Genomic DNA, 18,404 nt, shown 5'->3' on the forward strand with positions numbered 1-18,404 from the left:
TCGATTTTATGCCGCGCTTCAAAGAAAGTTAAACCTTCAACCTGTATGTTACGCGCTTTCAGAAAGTGTGGTTGGCAGGTATGTACGAATTTAATCTTGTGTTGCTGCTATTGCAGCAAATGTGTGTTTTTCTGGTCATCGCCTGGCTGATGAGCAAGACGCGCCTGTTTATACCGCTGATCCAGGTCACGGTACGCCTGCCGCACAAGCTGCTTTGCTACGTGACCTTCTCCATTTTTTGTATCCTCGGCACCTATTTTGGCTTGCACATTGAAGACTCCATTGCCAACACGCGCGCCATTGGCGCGGTAATGGGCGGGCTGCTGGGCGGGCCGGTCGTCGGTGGCCTGGTGGGTCTGACCGGTGGCCTGCATCGTTATTCGCTGGGTGGGATGACCGCGCTAAGCTGCATGATCTCCACCATGGTCGAGGGCTTATTGGGTGGCCTGGTCCACAGCATGTTGATCAAACGGGGGCGAACAGATCGCGTCTTCAGTCCGCTGACGGCCGGGGCCGTGACCTTTGTCGCGGAGCTGGTACAGATGCTGATTATTCTGCTGATTGCCCGCCCGTTTCAGGATGCGCTGCACCTGGTTAATAGCATTGCCGCGCCGATGATGGTCACCAACACCGTGGGTGCCGCGCTCTTTATGCGTATTCTGCTCGACAAGCGCGCCATGTTTGAAAAATATACCTCCGCGTTTTCGGCGACGGCGCTCAAGGTTGCCGCCTCCACGGAGGGGATCCTGCGCCAGGGGTTTAACGAAGAGAACAGCATGAAGGTGGCGCAGGTACTCTATCAGGAGCTGGATATCGGCGCGGTCGCTATCACCGACCGTGACAAGCTGCTGGCGTTTACCGGCACCGGCGACGACCACCATCTGCCAGGTCGTCCGATTTCATCCGAATGGACACTGAAGGCGATCAATACCGGCGAAGTGGTGTATGCCGACGGTAACGAAGTGCCGTATCGCTGTTCGCTGCATCCGCAGTGCAAACTGGGCTCGACGCTGGTGATCCCGCTACGCGGTGAAAACCAGCGGGTGATCGGCACCATTAAACTCTATGAAGCGAAAAACCGTCTGTTCAGCTCCATCAACCGCACGCTGGGGGAGGGGATTGCACAACTGCTGTCGGCGCAGATCCTGGCGGGCCAGTACGAACGGCAAAAAGCGTTGCTGACCCAGTCGGAAATCAAGCTGCTTCACGCGCAGGTCAATCCGCATTTTCTGTTTAATGCCCTGAATACGCTGAAGGCGGTGATCCGCCGCGACAGCGATCAGGCCAGCCAGCTGGTCCAGTATCTGTCGACCTTTTTCCGTAAAAATCTCAAGCGACCCTCAGAGATAGTCACCCTGGCGGATGAAATTGAACATGTGAATGCCTACCTGCAAATCGAAAAAGCGCGCTTCCAGTCGCGCCTTCAGGTGCAGCTTTTTGTACCTGAATCGCTGGAGCATCTCCAGCTTCCTGCCTTTACGCTGCAACCGATTGTGGAAAACGCCATCAAGCACGGCACGTCGCAGCATCTTGGCGTCGGGGAAATCAGAATTCATGCCAGCCAGTATCAACGTTATTTACAGCTCGATATTGAAGATAATGCCGGGCTTTATCACCCGGATGCCAGTGCCAGCGGGCTGGGCATGAGCTTGGTTGATAAACGTCTGCGCGCCCGTTTTGGTGACGACTGCGGCATTACCGTCAATTGTGAGCCAGAATGTTTCACCCGCATTACTCTGCGACTGCCTCTGGAGGAAAACGCATGTTAAAAGTGCTGATTGTGGATGACGAACCGTTAGCACGCGAGAATCTGCGCATTCTGCTACAGGACGAAAATGATATTGAGATTGTAGGCGAGTGCGCGAATGCCGTTGAGGCTATTGGCGCAGTGCATACGTTGCGCCCGGACGTGCTGTTCCTCGATATTCAGATGCCGCGTATCAGCGGGCTGGAGATGGTCGGCATGCTCGACCCGGAGCATCGGCCGTGGGTGGTCTTTTTGACGGCATTTGATGAGTACGCCGTAAAAGCGTTTGAGGAGCACGCCTTCGATTATCTGCTCAAACCGATCGAAGCCGGGCGACTCAATAAAACTCTGACCCGCCTGCGCCAGGAGCGCGGCGAGCAGGACATCTCGGTACTGCCGGAGAATCAGCAGGCGCTGAAATTTATTCCCTGCACCGGGCACAGCCGGATCTGGCTTTTGCAGATGGAAGACGTCGCGTTTGTCAGCAGCCGGATGAGCGGCGTGTATGTCACCAGCCATGAAGGGAAAGAGGGATTCACCGAACTTACGCTGCGCACGCTGGAAAGCCGAACGCCGCTGCTGCGCTGCCATCGTCAGTATCTGGTGAATATGGCGCACCTGAAAGAAATTCGTCTGGAAGAGAACGGTCAGGCCGAACTGCTGTTACGCGCCGGGCAGACGGTGCCGGTCAGTCGCCGCTACCTGAAAAACCTGAAAGAGGCGCTGGGGCTGTAATTGGTGTAGAATTAGCTCCCGCATTTTTTTCATCACCGAAGGCACTATGGTCAGTAACGATATTTTGCGTAGCGTCCGCTACATTCTGAAGAACAACAATAACGATCTGGTGCGTATTTTCGCGCTGGGGGAAGCGGATGTGACCGCAGAACAACTGGTGCCCTGGCTGCGTAAGGAAGAGGAAGAAGGCTTCGTGCGTTGCCCGGACATCATGCTGTCGTGCTTTTTAAACGGCCTGATTTACGACAAACGCGGACGTGATGAGTCAGCTCCCGCGCTGGCGGTTGAACGTCGCGTGAATAACAACGTGATCCTGAAAAAGCTGCGTATCGCGTTTGCACTGAAAACCGATGACATTCTGGCGATCCTGACCGAGCAAAAATTCCGCGTCTCTATGCCGGAAATTACCGCCATGATGCGCGCGCCGGATCATAAAAACTTCCGCGAATGTGGCGATCAGATGTTACGTTATTTTCTGCGCGGGCTAACGGCGCGTGAACACGCCGCCAAATAGAATACCAGGCCGGGCTTAATCCGGCCTGAAAGGGCTTATTTCACTTCTTTAAAGCCAGCTGACTCAAGCATAGTCTGCGTTTGCTTCATGCTGACACCTTTGCTGGTGTCGCCTGTTACCATGGAACCAGAAACGCTCTGTAGCGCTTTGAAATCCACTTTTTCCATATCAACGGTGACTGTTTCTTCCGCCCAGGTGTCTTTGTAATCTAATTTTTCATCAACACCCTGAATGTTTTTATATTTTGCACTCAGCGGATCCAGCACGCGTGCCGCTTCTTCTTTGTTTTTCGCACCGATGGTGGAGTAGTTGATTTTATTCTCTGAAGTCTGTTTCAGAACTTTATCACCTTCATAGGTGTAGGTGATTTTAATGTCAGCGCCGTTGATATTGGCGTTAAAGGTTTTGGTTTCTTCTTTGTCGCCGCAGCCCGCCAGGGAAATAACCAGCGCCGAAGCAAACGCGACTGACAACAATTTATTTAATGCTTTCATGAAAACTCCATTTTATAAAAAATGTTTAAAAAATAACCGCCTGAAGTGGCGTAGCGAAGCGCAAACGCGCACCAGTGCAATAAAGCATAGAGCCTTTTTAAAATATTGCGCAGTCCGGAAGCGGAGTTCGTCGTAGGAAAAGGTCGAAACAGGGATAAAAAAAGCGCCGCGAGCGCGGCGCTTGAAGGACGTATTATTTCACCTGCTGGCCTGGTTTTGCGCCGTCATCCGGGCTTAACAGGAAGATATCTTTTCCGCCGGGGCCCGCGGCCATCACCATGCCTTCAGACACGCCAAAGCGCATTTTACGCGGCGCGAGGTTGGCGACCATTACCGTCAGACGGCCAATCAGCACCTGCGGGTCCGGGTACGCGGAGCGGATGCCGGAGAACACGTTACGTTTCTCACCGCCCAGATCCAGCGTCAGACGCAGCAGCTTGTCAGAGCCTTCAACAAACCCGGCGTTTTCAATCAGCGCCACGCGCAGGTCGATTTTCGCGAAGTCATCAAACGTAATGGTTTCCTGAATCGGGTCATCCGCCAGCGGGCCCGATACCGGAGCCGCCATCGCTTTCACTTCTTCTTTAGACGCCTCTACCAGTGCGTCAACCTGTTTCATGTCGATACGGTTATACAGCGCTTTAAAGGTGTTGACCTTATGGCTCAACAGCGGTTGCTGAATAGCGTCCCACTCCAGGGTAGTATTCAGGAAGGCTTCTGCACGTTCGGCAAGCGTTGGGATCACCGGCTTGAGGTACGTCATCAGTACGCGGAACAGGTTGATACCCATTGAGCAGATTGCCTGCAACTCCGCATCCTGACCCTCCTGTTTCGCCACGACCCACGGTGCTTTTTCATCGACATAGCGGTTGGCAACATCGGCCAGGGCCATAATCTCACGCACGGCTTTACCAAATTCGCGGCTTTCCCAGGCTTCACCAATCACCGTCGCGGCATCGGTAAAGGTCTTGTAGAGCGCCGGATCGGCAAGCTCAGATGCCAGCACGCCGTCAAAACGTTTAGCAATAAAGCCTGCGTTGCGTGAGGCCAGGTTGACCACCTTGTTAACGATATCCGCGTTAACGCGCTGCACGAAATCTTCGAGGTTCAGGTCAATATCATCAATGCGCGAGGAGAGCTTGGCGGTGTAGTAATAGCGCAGGCTGTCGGCATCAAAGTGGTTCAGCCAGGTGCTCGCCTTAATAAAGGTGCCGCGCGATTTGGACATCTTCGCGCCGTTTACCGTGACGTAGCCGTGCACGAACAGGTTCGTCGGCTTGCGGAAGTTGCTGCCTTCCAGCATCGCCGGCCAGAACAGGCTGTGGAAGTAGACAATGTCTTTGCCGATGAAATGATACAGCTCGGCAGCGGAATCTTTCTTCCAGTATTCGTCAAAACTGGTCGTGTCGCCGCGCTTGTCGCACAGGTTCTTAAAGGAACCCATGTAGCCAATCGGCGCATCCAGCCAGACGTAGAAATATTTGCCCGGCGCGTTCGGGATTTCAAAACCGAAGTACGGCGCATCGCGGGAAATATCCCACTGTTGCAGGCCGGACTCAAACCACTCCTGCATTTTGTTCGCCACCTGCTCCTGCAATGCGCCGCTGCGGGTCCATGCCTGCAACATTTCACTGAAGGAGGGCAGGTCGAAGAAGAAGTGCTCAGAATCACGCATCACCGGCGTCGCGCCAGAGACCACGGATTTCGGCTCGATCAGCTCGGTCGGGCTATAGGTTGCGCCGCACACTTCGCAGTTATCGCCATACTGATCCGCAGATTTACATTTCGGACAGGTGCCTTTTACAAAACGGTCCGGCAGGAACATGCCTTTTTCCGGATCGTAAAGTTGAGAGATGGTGCGGTTTTTAATAAAACCGTTCTCTTTCAGACGACCATAGATAAGCTCCGACAGTTCACGGTTCTCATCACTGTGCGTGGAGTGATAGTTATCGTAGCTGATGTCGAAGCCCGCGAAATCGGTCTGATGCTCCTGACTCATTTCGGTAATCATCTGCTCAGGGGTGATACCTAACTGCTGCGCTTTCAGCATGATCGGCGTCCCGTGCGCATCGTCCGCGCAGATGAAGTTTACCTGATGGCCGCGCATTCGCTGGTAACGGACCCAGACATCAGCCTGGATATGCTCCAGCATGTGGCCGAGGTGGATTGAGCCGTTGGCGTACGGCAGCGCGCACGTTACCAGAATTTTCTTCGCGACTTGAGTCATAGTGGGTATTACTTCTTTGGTAATGAAAAGGGCTTTGATAGTACCAAAATGGTATTTACCGCGCCAAGTGATAAGGGCATTTATCCACAAATGAATAATTGTCGTCTCTGAGGTAAACTGGGTAATTACACTGTCTTTTTCAGAACAACAACAGAGGAGTCGGGATGAACGAACAATCCCAGGCCAAATCCCCGGAACGCTTGCGAGCAATGGTCGCCGGGACGCTGGCAAATTTTCAGCATCCCACACTGAAACACAATCTGACGACGCTGAAAGCGCTGCATCACGTCGCCTGGCTGGATGACACCATCCACATCGAACTACAGATGCCGTTTGTCTGGACCAGCGCGTTCGAGGATCTGAAAGAGCAAACCAGCGCGGAGCTTTTACGGATCACCGGCGCGAAAGCGATTGACTGGAAGCTGTCTCATACTGTCGCCACGCTGAAACGCGTGAAGAATCAGCCGGGCGTTAACGGCGTAAAAAATATTATTGCCGTCAGTTCCGGCAAGGGCGGGGTGGGGAAATCCTCGACGGCGGTGAATCTGGCGCTGGCGCTGGCGGCGGAAGGCGCGAAGGTCGGCCTGCTTGACGCCGATATTTATGGTCCCTCCATCCCGACAATGCTGGGCACCGAGCATCAGCGTCCAACCTCGCCGGACGGCACGCATATGACGCCGATTGTCGCGCACGGGCTGGCGACAAACTCCATTGGTTATCTGGTGACGGATGATAACGCGATGGTCTGGCGCGGGCCGATGGCCAGCAAAGCGCTAATGCAGATGCTTCAGGAGACGCTGTGGCCGGATCTGGATTATCTGGTACTGGATATGCCGCCAGGCACCGGTGACATCCAGTTGACGCTGGCGCAAAACATTCCGGTCACCGGCGCGCTGGTGGTCACCACCCCGCAGGACATCGCTCTGATTGATGCCAAAAAAGGCATTGTGATGTTTGAGAAAGTGGAAGTGCCGGTACTGGGGATTGTCGAAAACATGAGTATGCATGTGTGCAGCAACTGCGGGCACCATGAACCTATTTTCGGCACAGGCGGCGCAGAGAAGCTGGCAGAGCAGTATCATACGCAACTGCTGGGACAAATGCCGCTGCATATCAGCCTGCGCGAAGATCTCGACCACGGCACGCCAACGGTTATTCATCGTCCTGAGAGTGAATTTACTGCTATCTATCGCCAGCTGGCAGGGCGCGTAGCGGCGCAGCTGTACTGGCAGGGGGAAGTGATCCCCAGCGAAATCGCCTTCCGCGCAGTATAAGGTTTCTGGCTGCCCTGGCGGGCAGCCATCACAACTTAACGGTGATAGAAAATTTCACCGTCATAGACTTTCAATATCTTGCCTTCGGTATCGGTAATGAGCACGTAGTTACCGCCCATATAGGTCCAGTGACTTCCGGCATCCGGCGCGGGCAGGTTACGCTGCTTCCACTGCTTGATGTTGTATTCTTCGGTACGGTAAATTTCGGGCACCGTGTCACCGATCGTAAAATGGGTAAAATCGGCAAAAAATTCTTTCAGCTCATAGGATTGTGTGCCCTGTGCCTTCACCGCCGTTTGCGGGGCAGCGCTCACACAGGTTGCCACGCCTAATGCAACGCCCAATAACAGTAGTTTAACTCGTTTCATTCTTTCTCCATATCAACATTACAGGCCGTGGCCGAAGCGCAACTACGCGTCTGGTTATACCTTAACTAAGATACCAGAGGCGCACCTAATGTGCCTGATTACTCTGCATCTTGTCAGCTTTTCGGCCTCGTCTGAATGGCCGATTTCCCCGGATATTGTAATTGCCTTAAGATCCGTTTCGCTATTTGTCATAATTTGCGCATTAACGAAATAATATCGATAAGCTTGCAAAAAAATATATTTGTTCTACGCGCAATCTTAATAGCTTAAATTCGGCGTACTCAACGTTCTGAGCAGTCCTGAAACATTTTCATTTAACCACTCACCTGCCAGATTTAGTAGGGTTTACAAAGGATTGCCTTAAAATTGAACGGTATATTAACGCGGTTGATGTGTGTCACCTCATCCTAATTTGTTAGATTTGTCGAAACATCGTTTCTGGTTGTTGTTTTTCATGTCACTAAGACTTATCCTACCATTTCATTGAATAAAAACTCAGTTATCTAATTATAAAGATGCATGCGATCTGTCATCTTTTTCGCCTGCGTATTAGGGATGAGCTTAGTCAAATGAATTAAGCTTTGATTTAATATGGTTTTAAGATAACTGAAATAAATTCAATGAGTTAAGGCATTCACGAATGTCTTGTAAGGTATTAAATAGTGAATTGCCGGTTTCTGATTTCCGATCTGGTAGAAAGGAAGTTAGTGCAGGGTGGTAGCTTTAAGCCACGGCGGTAGCCTGCCCGCTATTCAGCCCAAAAGCTGAAGGTTATGGTATGCTAATATTGCCTGGATTTCAGGCTATCAATTTTACATTCGTTGAATGATGAGGAACGTGAATGAAAAAGACAATGTGTGCGGTTCTCGCAGCGTTGGCGCTGGCGGGCGTTAGCCCGGCTACGTTTGCTGCTCCGGCCACCGGGACTGAAACAACGTCCGGCGGCGCTGCAGCAGGCGCAATCGGCACCACCACTATCGTCACTGCAACTGCTGTAGCAGGTCTGGTAGCGTTAGTTGCCGTTGCGGCAAGCGATGACGACAGCTCCGGCTCTGGCGTTAACCTGACTACCACCACCACAACGCGTTAAGCTTGAGAATTAACTGAATTTCTGTACAGTTAATTGACAGTGTGGGATGGTATATAAGATGCCCGGCAGATATGATTTGCCGGGCGTCTTAAAAAAGTAAATAATACCCACATAAAACTATTTTTATTGCTAATTATGTATAAGGCTGGAAACCCTCTTTTGGGGTCTTCTGGCGAATAAGTGCGTGCAAATAACCGCTCCTCCGGGGTTATTTTTTGTATTAACACATTGTGAAAGGGATCCTCTGGTGCGCATACTCCTCTTCATCCTGGCCTGTCTGCTGATGCAGGGCTGCACCCACAGCCAGCAAAGCATTGTTGATACCCTGGATTCGACCTTCTTCGGCGCGAAGGACGTTACCGTTTCTAACCAGCAAATTGAATCTCTGCCTTATAACACCATGTATCTGCGCATTAACGATGGTCAGCGCATTTTTGTGGTACTGGGTTATCTTGAGAACGGCCAGCGTAAATGGCTGACGCAAGATAAAGCGATGCTGGTGACGAAAAGCGGTCGGTTAGTGAAAACCGTTAACCTGCCCGATAACCTTCTTGATGTCAGTAATCAGCCGCAAGATCCCCTCCTCAACGCCCGACAGCTCAGAAACGGAGCCACCTGGACCAGAACTATTAGCTGGACAGAGGATCAGCGCTACCGTTCTGCGACCGTGGTCTCCCGCTTTACCTCTGGCGGTGAAGACGTCCTGACCATTGCCGGTAAACGGGTTCGCTGTCTGGTATGGCATGAAACCGCCCACACGGATTCACCTTCGCGCGACTGGCAAAACACCTTCTGGGTGGACGCGGTTAGCGGGCAGGTTCGTCAGGGCCGCCAGATGTTAGGGGCAGGGGTGCTTCCTGTCGACTTCACTATCCTGAAACCAGCGACGCTATGAAAATAAAAACATTACTCACCAGCGCTGGGATCCTGGCTCTCAGTTGCCCTGTCTGGGCAGATAGCCAGGTCACGGTTCACGCGCTCACTTCTGGTAAAACGCTGACCATTGAACATGCACAGAGGCTGTCACAGGTCGTCACTGTGTCTAACCTGCCTGCCGGGATTTGGTGGCAGGGCGCGGTGATTTCTGAACCGCAGGCCACGGCAGTGATTCAGCAGCAGTATCAGCAGACGCTACAACAGCTTAATGCCTGGGCCGCGACGGAAAGCGTGGACCAGGCTGCCAGCATTCGCACCGTCATTCAGCAGCTTCAGGCCATTAAGGTGACTGGGCGTCAATTTGTTCCCCTCGACCCGGATCGGGTGCGCACCCGCGATGAAAACAATCCTCGCCTTGAAGGGCGTTATTCGCTCTGGCTTCCCGCGCGTCCGACCACGGTGACGCTATTAGGCGCGATTGAAGGCACCGGCAAAATCAGCTGGCAGGTGGGGCGAAGCGTGCGCGATTATCTGGCGGGACGCGAACGGCTGACCGGCGCGGATCGCAATATCGCGGTGGTGATCCACCCGGATGGCAGCGTTCAGCAAGCGCCGGTCGCGTACTGGAATCATCGTCACGTTGAACCTGAGCCGGGCAGTATTATCTGGGTGGGATTCTCCTCATGGGCTACGCCTGGAGAATTCGAAAAAATAAATCAACAAATTGTCTCTGTTCTGACACACCGGATACCTGACTGATGAATAAAAAATATCTGGTCAGCCTGCTGGCCATCGCCGTATCCAGCGCCTGTCATGCCAATGTGCTGACGTATCCGGACCCGATTGGGCCATCGCAGTCTGATTTTGGCGGCACCGGGCTGATGCAGACTCCGAATGCACGTATTGCCAAAGAAGGCGAATTCAGCGTCAACTACCGCGATAACGATCAATACCGCTTCTACTCAACGTCGATCGCGCTTTTCCCCTGGCTGGAAGGCACCATACGCTATACCGACGTACGTACCCGTAAGTACAGCCAGAATGAAGACTTCAGCGGCGATCAAACCTATAAAGACAAATCCTTCGATTTTAAAGTGCGCTTGTGGGAAGAAGGTTTTTGGTTGCCTGAGACGTCATTTGGTAAACGTGATATCTCAGGAACCGGCTTATTTGACGGCGAATATCTGGTTGCCAGTAAGATGGCGGGACCGTTTGATTTTTCACTAGGCATCGGCTGGGGTTACAACGGTAACAGCGGCAATATTTCTAACCCTTTTTGCCGTGCCAGCGACAAATATTGCACCCGTGCAGAATCCCATGATGCGGGCGATATCAGTTTTACCGATCTCTTTCGTGGACCCGCAGCGATTTTTGGCGGGGTAGAGTATCAGACGCCGTGGACGCCGCTGCGCCTGAAGCTGGAATATGATGGCAACGATTATCAGGATGATTTTGCCGGTAAGCTTGACCAGCGCAGCCACTTTAACGTAGGGGCGATTTATCGCGCCGCGGACTGGGCAGATGTCAATCTCAGCTATGAGCGTGGCAATACCCTGATGTTTGGCTTTACCCTGCGCACCAATTTCAACGATCTGAAACCGTCGCAGCGGGATAATCCAAAACCGGCTTATCAGCCCGCGCCGCCGACCAGTAACCTGCAATACACCACCGCGGCGAGCGCGTTAACCCAGCTGAAATACAACGCTGGTTTTGACGAGCCAGAAATTCTCCAGCGCGGGAATACGCTGTATATGACTGGCGTGCAGTACCGCTATCGCGATACCCGTGAAGGCGTCGACCGTGCGAACCGTATTCTGATGAATAACTTACCGGCGGGCGTCGATACTATCAGCGTGACCCAGAAATCGCAGCATCTGCCGCAGGTCACCACCGAAACCAGCGTTGCCAGCCTGCGTAAACAGCTTGAAGGTTACCCGCTGGGGCATGAAGAGACGCTGCAACAGCGCCGTATTAATCCGGTTGATACCGATGCGCTGGGACGCGGTTATCGCATCCGTCCGGACCGCTTCGGCTACTCCATTTCGCCGGTGCTCAGCCAGTCTCTCGGCGGGCCGGAAAACTTCTATATGTTCCAGATTGGCGTGATGGGCAGTGCTAACTACTGGCTGACCGATCACTGGTTGGTGGACGGCGGCGTCTTTGCCAACGTCTATAACAACTATGATAAGTTCAAAACAACAGATTCTCCCCGCGATTCAAATCTACCGCCGGTACGTACCCACATCCGCGATTACGTTGAAAATGACGTCTACGTCAACAACCTGCAAAGCAACTATGTGCGCTATTTGGGTAACGGTTTCTACGGCCAGGTGTACGGCGGCTATCTGGAAACCATGTACGGTGGTGCCGGTGCAGAAGTGCTCTATCGTCCGCTGGACAGCAACTGGGCGGTGGGCATTGACGGCAACTACGTCAAGCAGCGTGACTGGAACAATATGATGCGCTTTATCGATTACAAAGCGCCAACCGGTCATTTGACTGGCTACTGGACACCGCCGGTATTTGATGACGTATTGTTTAAACTCAGCCTCGGCCAGTATCTGGCGAAAGATAAAGGCGGCACCCTCGATATCTCGAAACGCTTCGACAGTGGCGTCACGGTCGGGGCTTGGGCGGCAGTCACTAACGTGTCGAAAGATGACTACGGTGAAGGCGGGTTCAGTAAAGGGTTCTATGTCTCCGTGCCGTTGGATCTAATGACCGTAACGCCAACCCGCAGCCGCGCATCAATAAGCTGGACGCCGCTGACGCGTGACGGTGGACAGATGCTTGGACGGAAATATCAACTTTATAACATGACGACGGATCGCGATGTTCCCATCGGCTATTAAGCCGCATGGTTAAGAAATGCCCACCAGAGATGAAAAAACCTCACCTTTGAGAACAACGTTCATTTTAGGGCCGACATTCTGTTTTTATCTCTTCTCACGACGTGATAAAAACAATATTGATAGCGCGCGTTAATAAGATTGCCGGAAATGCAATCGGATTGACACTAAACCATTTGAACCACAGATGATTTTATATAATGAAAAAGAGTATTCTTAGGGTTTCTCTCGTGGCATTGGCTGTCGGGGCGTTAGCAGGCTGTACCATCATCCCGGGGCAGGGTCTAAGCACCAGTGGAAAGGATGTTATCGATCTTCCTGACAGCGATTATGACGTGAACAATATGGTCAATGTTTACCCTATCACGCCAGGTTTGATCGACCAGGTGCGTCCGGTAACCGTCATGTCAAAAGCCAATCCTTTCCTTGATGAGCAGTTGAAGAGCTATCAGTATCGCATCGGTGTTGGTGATGTATTGATGGTCACCGTGTGGGATCACCCTGAACTGACGACTCCAGCAGGGCAATATCGCAGCGCTAGCGATACCGGCAACTGGGTAAACTCTGACGGCACGATCTTTTACCCTTATGTGGGTAAATTATTAGTGGCAGGCAAGACGCTTGGCCAGGTACGTGATGAAATCACCGCCCGGCTTGATTCTGTTATCGAAAGTCCTCAGGTTGCAGTCACTATTGCATCTTTTCGCTCGCAGAAAGCCTATGTGACGGGTGAAGTAGCGAAATCGGGCCAGCAGCCGATCACCAACATTCCGCTGACCGTTATGGACGCTATCAACGCCGCAGGCGGTCTGACCCCGGATGCCGACTGGCGTAACGTAGTACTGACGCATGACGGTCACGACACCAAAATTTCGCTCTGGGCGCTGATGCAGCGCGGCGATTTAACGCAGAATAAACTACTCTATCCGGGTGACATCCTGTTTATCCCGCGCAATGACGATCTGAAAGTCTTTGTGATGGGTGAAGTGGGTAAACAAAGCACGCTCAAAATGGATCGCAGCGGCATGACCCTGGCCGAAGCTCTGGGCAATGCGGAAGGCATGAAGCAGGATATGTCCGACGCGACCGGGATCTTTGTTATCCGCTCGCTGAAAGGCAAGCAGAATGGCAAAATTGCCAATGTCTTTCAGTTGAACGCTCAGGATGCGTCGGCGATGGTTCTGGGAACTGAATTCCAGCTTGAGCCTTACGATATTGTTTATGTAACAACCGCGCCGCTGGTGCGCTGGAACCGTGTGATTTCACAACTGGTACCAACCATCACCGGTGTTCATGACCTGACGGAAACCGCTCGTTATATCGAAAGATGGCCAAATTAATGTTTAGCTCTATCCTGGTGATTTGTACCGGAAATATTTGCCGTTCCCCTACCGGGGAACGGCTGTTGCGGCATACGCTTCCTGAGATGAAAGTCGATTCAGCAGGCACCTTTGGCCTTAGCGGTCAGCCTGCCGATGCCACAGCAATGGAAGTGGCTGCGGCGCACGGCGTCTCACTGGACGGGCATATCGCACGCAAGCTTACCCCAGCCATGGCGCGCGATTACGATCTTATCCTGGTCATGGAACCTGCCCATATCGAGCAGGTAACAGCCATCGCGCCGGAGGTAAGAGGTAAAACCATGCTCTTTGGTCAATGGGCGGGTAAAAAGGAAATTCCTGACCCCTACCGCAAAAGCCATGAGGCCTTTGAACACGTTTACGGACTGCTTGAGCAGGCCAGTAAAGAATGGGCTGTCAGGCTCGGAAAATAAAACGGGATAAATATTCGTTATGTCGACAAAAGTCACAACTGCTCCTGCTGAAACCGCGAACAACGAGCTGGATTTAGGGCGTCTTCTGGGCGATCTGATCGACCATAAAAAACTTATCTTTTTCGTCACCGCGTTTTTTACGATTATCGCCGTGATTTATGCGCTGTTTTCTACGCCGGTGTATCAGGCGGATTCGTTGATTCAGGTTGAACAGAAGCAGGGCAACGCTATTCTCAGTAGCTTAAGCCAAATGATACCGAATACTTCTCCGGACTCTGCACCCGAAATTCAGCTGCTTCAGTCACGTATGATTTTGGGCAAAACCATTGATGATTTGAGCTTGCGCAATGTTGTAGAACAGGATTATTTTCCGGTTTTTGGCCGCGGACTGGCTCGTCTGACCGGAGAACAACCGGGTAAAATCGCGCTTTCATGGTTCTCTGTGCCAAAAGACATGGCGCAACAGGTTTTCACTCTTACCGTTGGCGAGAAGGGGCATTTCCGTATTGAAGGAGAGAACTTCGATGCTGAAGGTCAAATTGGAAAACTGATTGATAAAAATGGTTTTACGCTGAAGGTTGCCGATATCGCGGCTGAACCAGGCACTCGTTTTAACTTACGTCAGGTAACTGAACTGGAAGCAATCAATAATTTACTTAACCAGTTTACTGTGAGTGAGAAAATTAAAGACAGCGGCATGCTGGGTCTGACCGTCACCGGAGAAGATCCGCAACTCATCGCCCGCATTCTGAACAGTATCTCTGACAACTACCTGCAACAGAACATTGCCCGCCAGGCGGCGCAGGATTCCAAGAGCCTGGAGTTTTTGCAAAAGCAACTGCCTCAGGTGCGTAGCGACCTCGATCGGGCGGAAGATAAACTTAACGCTTATCGCAAGCAGAGCGACTCCGTCGACCTGAACCTGGAAGCAAAATCGGTTCTTGAACAGATTGTGAATGCGGATAACCAGCTCAACGAGCTGACCTTCCGCGAAGCGGAAATCTCCCAGCTGTATAAAAAGGATCACCCGACCTACCGGGCGCTGATGGAGAAACGTGAAACGCTGGAGCAGGAAAAAGCGCGTCTGAATAAACGCGTGTCATCCATGCCGGGCACCCAGCAGGAGATCCTGCGTCTGAGCCGCGATGTGGAATCAGGACGTGCGGTCTATCTCCAGTTGTTAAACCGTCAGCAGGAGCTGAGCATCGCCCAGTCGAGCGCTATCGGTAACGTGCGCATCATCGATCCGGCGGTGACCCAACCGCTGCCGATCAAGCCGAAAAAAGCGCTGGTGGTTGCCCTGGGCTTACTGATGGGACTGTTTGTCTCCATCGGTCTGGTGCTGGCGCGCATGCTGCTGCGTAAGGGTATTGATTCGCCTGAGCAGTTAGAAGAGCAGGGCATCAACGTCTATGCGACCATCCCGATGTCCGACTGGCTGGCACAGAAAACGCGGCTCAGAACGAAAAACATTTTCTCTTCCCGCACCCAGCATAAGACGAAGAATATTCCGTTCCTCGCGGTCGATAACCCGATTGACCTGTCGGTAGAAGCCATTCGTGGTCTGCGTACCAGCCTGCACTTTGCGATGATGGAATCGACCAACAATGTGCTGATGATCTCCGGGGCTACGCCGGACAGCGGTAAAACCTTCGTCAGTAGTACGCTGGCGGCTATCGTGGCGCAGGCGGGGCAGAGAGTGCTTTATATCGATGCGGACATGCGTCGCGGCTATGCGCACGATCTGTTTAATTTCAGCAACAATGATGGCCTGTCTACCGTATTATCCGGTAAATCAACGGTTGAAGCGGCTATCCAGAACTTCAGCAAAGGTGGATTTGATGTTCTGACCCGTGGTCAGGTGCCGCCAAATCCGGCTGAACTGCTGATGCACGATCGTTTCCGTGAGCTGCTGGCCTGGGCAAGCGAACATTACGATATGGTGGTCATCGATACGCCGCCGATTCTGGCGGTGACCGATGCTGCCGTTATCGGTCGCTCTGTCGGCACCTGTCTGGTGGTCGCACGTTTCGAAGTCAACAGCGTGAAAGAGATGACGGTCTGCGTGCAGCGACTTGAGCAGGCGGGCGTAAACGTCAAGGGCGCGATCCTCAACGGCGTCATCAAACGCGCCAGTAGCTACTATGGCTACGGATACAACCATTACGGCTATAGCTATACCGATAAGAAATAATCCTCGCAGTACTCCCCGGCATCCTCTGCCGGGGCATCTCGTTTCGCCATAAATCAAAAAATCCGCCGCCAGTTTCAACCCTGGCGGTCTGTCTATGTGCACGGAAAATTCTGGAGAGTTATATGGATTTCGTGATGATCCTGATCAGTGCTATTGGTGGCCTGGCGGTTGCAGGATTCACCGCACCCGTATTCGGCCTGGTCGATAAGCCGGATGCGCGTAAAGTTCATGAAGGACACATTCCCCTTGTAGGCGGTATTTCAGTATGGGTCGCGATGAGCGCCCTGCAATATTTAAACCCGCAGTGGCTACCCCACCAGCAGGTGTTCTGGTTCTGTATTTCAATGCTGTTAATTGTCGGCGTACTCGACGATCGCTTTAACCTTCCGGTGTTGCCGCGCGTGATTGCGCAGGCGATTGCCGCCGTCCTGATGATGAGATCGGGATTATGGCTGGCCTCGCTGGGAGAAGTTATTCCGGGTTATGTCGTCACGCTCGGCATGGTGGGATATCTGATTACCCTGATTGCTATTTGGGCATCGATTAATGCTTTTAACATGATTGACGGCATTGATGGATTACTCGGCGCAGTGTCGTGTGTCACTTTTGGCGCACTGGGCATTCTGTTTTATCTGCATGGCAATATTGGCGCATGGCACTGGTGTCTGGCGCTGGTACTGGCCATTATGCCTTACCTGCTGGCTAATCTCGGTCTGTTCGGTGGCAAAAAACTCAAGGTATTTATGGGCGATGCGGGCAGCACGGTGATCGGCTTTGCCGCCATCTGGCTGCTGGTGGTCGCCACGCAAAACGAGGACGCGATCATTGCGCCCGTCACCGCGCTGTGGCTGATTGCGTTACCGCTGGCGGACATGTCAGCCGTGTCCCTGCGGCGCATTCTGAACGGTAACAGCCCGTTCCGTCCGGACCGTGGTCATATCCACCATATCATCATGAAGTGCGGTTACAGCAGCCGCCGGACGCTGGTGATCCTCTTTGCCGCTGCGGTGATATGTGCGTCGATTGGCATTGTTTTTGATCGCCTGCAAATCGCCGAGTGGGTAAGCCTGACGCTGTTTCTGCTGTGCTTTGCCGCGTGGGTTCGTTTCTCCATGAAAGTGTTCCACCGTTAAGCTTATGCGCGCGACGGATCGCTCCGTCGCGCCATCCCTTCTCAGAATCCTTCCAGCACAATCTTCCCGACCGAACGCCCGGTCTCCAGAAGCCGATGGGCTTTGCGTAGATTCTCCGCGTTAATCTTCCCGTAGTTCTCGCCCAGCGTGCTGACCAGCGTGCCATCGTCAATTAACGACGCGACGCGGGTGAGCAGATGATGTTGCTCAATCATATCGTGGGTCTCAAACATGGAGCGGGTAAACATAAACTCCCAGTGCAGTGAAATACTTTTCTTTTTAAGCGGCAGAGCGTCCAGGCTTTGCGGATCGTCAATCAGCGCCAGTTTACCCTGCGGTGCCAACGCTTCAACGATGGCCTGATAGTGCTCATCGGTATGGGTCAGACTGGCGACGTAATTCACCTCTTTAATGCCGATGCCCTCAAGCTGCGCGCTGAAGGGCTGGTTGTGGTCGATCACATGATGCGCGCCAGCCTCCGTCACCCACTGCTGGCTGGCCGGACGCGAGGCGGTGCCGATCACCGTCAGGCGGGTTAATTTTCGTGCCAGCTGCGTCAGGATCGAACCTACTCCGCCCGCCGCGCCAACAATCAGTAAACTCTCGCCTTCACCGCCACCGTCTTTAACTCCCAGGCGGTGAAATAACAGCTCCCATGCGGTGATCGCCGTTAACGGCAGGGCCGCTGCCGCCGCGTTATCAATACGCTTCGGCTTATGCGCCACGATGCGCTCATCCACCAGTTGCCATTCACTGTTGCTCCCCGGTCGCGTTAACGCCCCCGCATACCACACCTCATCTCCCTCGTTGAACAGCGTCACCTTATCGCCTTTTGCCACCACCACGCCCGTTGCGTCCCAGCCCAGCACCCGCGGCTGGTCAGCGTTAAAACCGGCGCGGACCTTGGTGTCTACCGGATTCACCGAAATCGCTTTCACCTCCACCAGCAAATCGTGACCCTGTGCCACCGGCTTGGGTAGCTCAATGTCCTGTAAAAAATCAATATTGCTGCCGTTCTGCGCAGCCCGGTTAATGACGATAGCTTTCATAATGGCTCCTGGAATGATAAACAGTTATTGGGTTGATGAATCAATAATAGTTCCCGGTTGGGACGGGAAAAACGGTTCAC

16 protein-coding genes are annotated in these 18,404 nt (G+C 52.8%); 12 read left to right on the plus strand and 4 right to left on the minus strand.

Going from position 1 to position 18,404, the window contains the following annotated elements; genetic code table 11:
• The first annotated feature begins 80 nt into the window (after positions 1 to 80).
• The 3 genes from INT84_RS08125 to INT84_RS08135 are packed head-to-tail and all read left to right on the plus strand — an operon-like array spanning position 81 to position 2,996.
• A complete protein-coding gene (locus INT84_RS08125; RefSeq protein ID WP_194206387.1) occupies positions 81 to 1,769 on the plus strand; it encodes a sensor histidine kinase in 1,689 nt (562 codons plus the stop codon).
• On the plus strand, positions 1,763 to 2,482 hold the full coding sequence (gene btsR, locus INT84_RS08130) for a two-component system response regulator BtsR (RefSeq protein WP_194206388.1): 720 nt from the start codon (positions 1,763 to 1,765) through the stop codon (positions 2,480 to 2,482). The genes INT84_RS08125 and btsR overlap by 7 nt, the downstream gene beginning before the upstream one ends.
• A 46-nt stretch (positions 2,483 to 2,528) precedes the next feature.
• The gene (locus tag INT84_RS08135; RefSeq protein WP_194206389.1) at positions 2,529 to 2,996 is read left to right on the plus strand and encodes a DUF1456 family protein; all 468 of its coding nucleotides are present in this window, start codon (positions 2,529 to 2,531) and stop codon (positions 2,994 to 2,996) included.
• Positions 2,997 to 3,031: 35 nt separating this feature from the next.
• Here INT84_RS08135 and INT84_RS08140 read toward each other — a convergent pair whose 3' ends face one another.
• The gene (locus INT84_RS08140) at positions 3,032 to 3,490 is read right to left on the minus strand and encodes a YehR family lipoprotein (protein WP_194206390.1); all 459 of its coding nucleotides are present in this window, start codon (positions 3,488 to 3,490) and stop codon (positions 3,032 to 3,034) included.
• A gap of 193 nt (positions 3,491 to 3,683) precedes the next feature.
• Positions 3,684 to 5,717 (minus strand): methionine--tRNA ligase, encoded by a 2,034-nt coding sequence (metG, locus tag INT84_RS08145; RefSeq protein ID WP_194206391.1) that lies wholly within the window; start codon positions 5,715 to 5,717, stop codon positions 3,684 to 3,686.
• A 164-nt stretch (positions 5,718 to 5,881) separates the two neighbouring features.
• On the opposite strand from metG, the gene apbC reads away from it, so the two are divergent.
• Positions 5,882 to 6,991 carry an iron-sulfur cluster carrier protein ApbC gene (apbC, locus tag INT84_RS08150; protein WP_194206392.1) on the plus strand — a complete coding sequence of 370 codons (1,110 nt, stop codon included), beginning with the start codon at positions 5,882 to 5,884 and terminating at the stop codon, positions 6,989 to 6,991.
• 35 nt (positions 6,992 to 7,026) lie between these two features.
• Here the strand turns inward: apbC and INT84_RS08155 are convergent, their stop codons facing one another.
• Positions 7,027 to 7,359, minus strand: coding sequence for an RcnB family protein (locus INT84_RS08155; RefSeq protein ID WP_194206393.1), 333 nt, complete (start codon positions 7,357 to 7,359; stop codon positions 7,027 to 7,029).
• Positions 7,360 to 8,200: 841 nt separating this feature from the next.
• Between INT84_RS08155 and INT84_RS08160 the strand changes: the two genes are divergently transcribed.
• The 8 genes from INT84_RS08160 to wecA all read left to right on the plus strand — a co-directional run bounded on the left by INT84_RS08160 (position 8,201) and on the right by wecA (position 17,275).
• Positions 8,201 to 8,449: a hypothetical protein gene (locus INT84_RS08160; protein ID WP_049841205.1), complete on the plus strand. Its 249-nt coding sequence runs from the start codon at positions 8,201 to 8,203 to the stop codon at positions 8,447 to 8,449.
• Positions 8,450 to 8,696: 247 nt separating this feature from the next.
• Positions 8,697 to 9,344, plus strand: coding sequence for a YjbF family lipoprotein (locus INT84_RS08165; RefSeq protein WP_370529642.1), 648 nt, complete (start codon positions 8,697 to 8,699; stop codon positions 9,342 to 9,344).
• Complete coding sequence (locus INT84_RS08170) at positions 9,341 to 10,084, plus strand: capsule biosynthesis GfcC D2 domain-containing protein (RefSeq protein WP_194206394.1); 744 nt, start codon at positions 9,341 to 9,343, stop codon at positions 10,082 to 10,084. The genes INT84_RS08165 and INT84_RS08170 overlap by 4 nt, the downstream gene beginning before the upstream one ends.
• A complete protein-coding gene (locus INT84_RS08175) occupies positions 10,084 to 12,177 on the plus strand; it encodes a YjbH domain-containing protein (RefSeq protein WP_194206395.1) in 2,094 nt (697 codons plus the stop codon). The genes INT84_RS08170 and INT84_RS08175 overlap by 1 nt, the downstream gene beginning before the upstream one ends.
• A 197-nt stretch (positions 12,178 to 12,374) precedes the next feature.
• Complete coding sequence (locus tag INT84_RS08180) at positions 12,375 to 13,514, plus strand: polysaccharide export protein (RefSeq protein WP_194206396.1); 1,140 nt, start codon at positions 12,375 to 12,377, stop codon at positions 13,512 to 13,514.
• Entirely contained in the window at positions 13,502 to 13,948 is a 447-nt protein-coding gene (locus INT84_RS08185; RefSeq protein ID WP_194206397.1) for a protein tyrosine phosphatase, read from the plus strand. The genes INT84_RS08180 and INT84_RS08185 overlap by 13 nt, the downstream gene beginning before the upstream one ends.
• 19 nt (positions 13,949 to 13,967) lie before the next feature.
• Positions 13,968 to 16,142, plus strand: a complete 2,175-nt coding sequence (gene etk / locus INT84_RS08190; RefSeq protein WP_194206398.1) for a tyrosine-protein kinase — start codon at positions 13,968 to 13,970, stop codon at positions 16,140 to 16,142.
• A gap of 122 nt (positions 16,143 to 16,264) precedes the next feature.
• Complete coding sequence (gene wecA, locus INT84_RS08195; protein ID WP_194206399.1) at positions 16,265 to 17,275, plus strand: UDP-N-acetylglucosamine--undecaprenyl-phosphate N-acetylglucosaminephosphotransferase; 1,011 nt, start codon at positions 16,265 to 16,267, stop codon at positions 17,273 to 17,275.
• A gap of 41 nt (positions 17,276 to 17,316) precedes the next feature.
• Here the strand turns inward: wecA and INT84_RS08200 are convergent, their stop codons facing one another.
• Entirely contained in the window at positions 17,317 to 18,324 is a 1,008-nt protein-coding gene (locus INT84_RS08200; protein WP_194206400.1) for a zinc-binding alcohol dehydrogenase family protein, read from the minus strand.
• Between the last annotated feature and the right edge of the window lie 80 nt (positions 18,325 to 18,404).

The sequence above is a fragment of the Superficieibacter sp. 1612_C1 genome, assembly GCF_015234305.1.
Lineage (GTDB): Bacteria > Pseudomonadota > Gammaproteobacteria > Enterobacterales > Enterobacteriaceae > Superficieibacter.

Bases quoted from the DNA above. Each gene is read 5' to 3' on its own strand.
- INT84_RS08180 (WP_194206396.1), top strand. From the start codon at position 12,375: ATGAAAAAGAGTATTCTTAGGGTTTCTCTCGTGGCATTGGCTGTCGGG.
- INT84_RS08170 (WP_194206394.1), top strand. From the start codon at position 9,341: ATGAAAATAAAAACATTACTCACCAGCGCTGGGATCCTGGCTCTCAGT.
- INT84_RS08155 (WP_194206393.1), bottom strand. From the start codon at position 7,359: ATGAAACGAGTTAAACTACTGTTATTGGGCGTTGCATTAGGCGTGGCA.
- apbC (WP_194206392.1), top strand. From the start codon at position 5,882: ATGAACGAACAATCCCAGGCCAAATCCCCGGAACGCTTGCGAGCAATG.
- INT84_RS08200 (WP_194206400.1), bottom strand. From the start codon at position 18,324: ATGAAAGCTATCGTCATTAACCGGGCTGCGCAGAACGGCAGCAATATT.
- etk (WP_194206398.1), top strand. From the start codon at position 13,968: ATGTCGACAAAAGTCACAACTGCTCCTGCTGAAACCGCGAACAACGAG.
- wecA (WP_194206399.1), top strand. From the start codon at position 16,265: ATGGATTTCGTGATGATCCTGATCAGTGCTATTGGTGGCCTGGCGGTT.
- btsR (WP_194206388.1), top strand. From the start codon at position 1,763: ATGTTAAAAGTGCTGATTGTGGATGACGAACCGTTAGCACGCGAGAAT.
- INT84_RS08185 (WP_194206397.1), top strand. From the start codon at position 13,502: ATGGCCAAATTAATGTTTAGCTCTATCCTGGTGATTTGTACCGGAAAT.
- INT84_RS08135 (WP_194206389.1), top strand. From the start codon at position 2,529: ATGGTCAGTAACGATATTTTGCGTAGCGTCCGCTACATTCTGAAGAAC.
- metG (WP_194206391.1), bottom strand. From the start codon at position 5,717: ATGACTCAAGTCGCGAAGAAAATTCTGGTAACGTGCGCGCTGCCGTAC.
- INT84_RS08125 (WP_194206387.1), top strand. From the start codon at position 81: ATGTACGAATTTAATCTTGTGTTGCTGCTATTGCAGCAAATGTGTGTT.
- INT84_RS08140 (WP_194206390.1), bottom strand. From the start codon at position 3,490: ATGAAAGCATTAAATAAATTGTTGTCAGTCGCGTTTGCTTCGGCGCTG.
- INT84_RS08175 (WP_194206395.1), top strand. From the start codon at position 10,084: ATGAATAAAAAATATCTGGTCAGCCTGCTGGCCATCGCCGTATCCAGC.
- INT84_RS08160 (WP_049841205.1), top strand. From the start codon at position 8,201: ATGAAAAAGACAATGTGTGCGGTTCTCGCAGCGTTGGCGCTGGCGGGC.